This is a genomic window from Streptomyces sp. MK37H, from assembly GCF_018035285.1.
Taxonomy (GTDB): domain Bacteria; phylum Actinomycetota; class Actinomycetes; order Streptomycetales; family Streptomycetaceae; genus Streptomyces; species Streptomyces endocoffeicus.
This window is the reverse complement of the sequence record NZ_JAAAYH010000827.1, coordinates 1-1,547: the sequence shown is the minus strand read 5'-3', so window position 1 is coordinate 1,547 and position 1,547 is coordinate 1. Positions and strand designations below refer to the sequence as shown.

Annotated in this window: 1 protein-coding gene; it reads left to right on the top strand. The window is 69.2% G+C overall.

The window, feature by feature from the left end:
• The first annotated feature begins 264 nt into the window (after positions 1 to 264).
• Complete coding sequence (locus tag GWI24_RS44220; protein WP_210951640.1) at positions 265 to 1,482, top strand: IS110 family transposase; 1,218 nt, start codon at positions 265 to 267, stop codon at positions 1,480 to 1,482.
• Positions 1,483 to 1,547: the final 65 nt, after the last annotated feature.

Here is a 1,547-nt window from a genome sequence, read left to right as displayed (position 1 = left end):
CCCCCGTTATGTTTTCCGCGGTCCTGCAAGAGGGCCGCTGGCCTCCGGGCCCGGTATGACTGTGTCCCCCTGTCGAACGGATGACCTGGGGGGTGGTGTCACCGGGCCCGGGAGGTGCCGTCGGAGACGCTGATCAGAGGTCCGGCCACCACCCGGTCCGGCGCAATGCCGTACAGCTCACGGATGGCAGGTCTGCATAACGTGGATGCGCGAGTACGACACCGACGCCGAGGCCGGCACGTTCAACAACCCGGGAAGGGCGCCATGTTCGACACCGAAGACGTGGGCGTGTTCCTCGGCCTGGACGTCGGCAAGAGTGCCCATCACGGGCACGGCCTGACCCCGGCCGGGAAGAAGGTCTTCGACAAGCAGCTGCCCAACAGCGAGCCGAAGCTGCGGGCCGTCTTCGACAAGCTGGCCGCGAAGTTCGGCACGGTGCTGGTGATCGTGGACCAGCCCGCCTCGATCGGCGCCCTGCCGCTGACCGTGGCCCGGGACGCGGGCTGCCAGGTCGCCTACCTGCCCGGACTGGCGATGCGCCGGATCGCCGACCTCTACCCCGGGGAGGCGAAGACCGACGCCAAGGACGCGGCCGTGATCGCGGACGCCGCCCGCACCATGCCGCACACTCTGCGCTCGCTGGAACTGACCGACGAGATCACCGCCGAGCTCACGGTCCTGGTCGGCTTCGACCAGGACCTCGCGGCCGAGGCCACCCGCACCAGCAACCGGATACGCGGCCTGCTCACCCAGTTCCACCCCAGCCTGGAACGCGTCCTGGGCCCTCGCCTGGACCACCAGGCCGTCACCTGGCTGCTGGAACGCCACGGTTCCCCGGCCGCACTGCGCAAAGCCGGCCGCCGCAGACTCGTCGAACTGATCCGGCCCAAGGCCCCGCGCATGGCCCAGCGGCTGATCGACGACGTCTTCGACGCACTCGACGAACAGACCGTCGTTGTCCCCGGGACCGGCACCCTCGACATCGTCATCCCCACCCTGGCCGCATCCCTGGCCACCGTCCACACCCAGCGCCGGGCCCTGGAAGCCCAGATCAACACCCTGATGGAGGCCCACCCTCTTTCCCCGGTCCTGACGTCGATGCCCGGCGTCGGCGTCAGGACCGCCGCCACACTGCTGGTCACCGTCGGCGACGGCACCAGCTTCCCCACCGCCGCCCACCTCGCCTCCTACGCCGGACTCGCCCCGACAACGAAGTCGTCCGGGACCTCCATCCACGGTGAACACGCACCCCGAGGCGGAAACCGGCAACTCAAACGGGCGATGTTCCTGTCCGCCTTCGCCTGCATGAACGCCGACCCCGCCTCCCGCACCTACTACGACCGCCAGCGAGCCCGCGGCAAGACCCACACCCAAGCCCTCCTCCGCCTCGCCCGCCAACGCATCAGCGTCCTGTTCGCCATGCTCCGCGACGGCACCTTCTACGAATCCCGGACACCAAGGGATGTCGAGCTCGCCGCATAACCCCAACAACCCCGAACCACCCCAAACCGAACCCGGGCGCCTTGACGAAAGACATAGAGGCACCC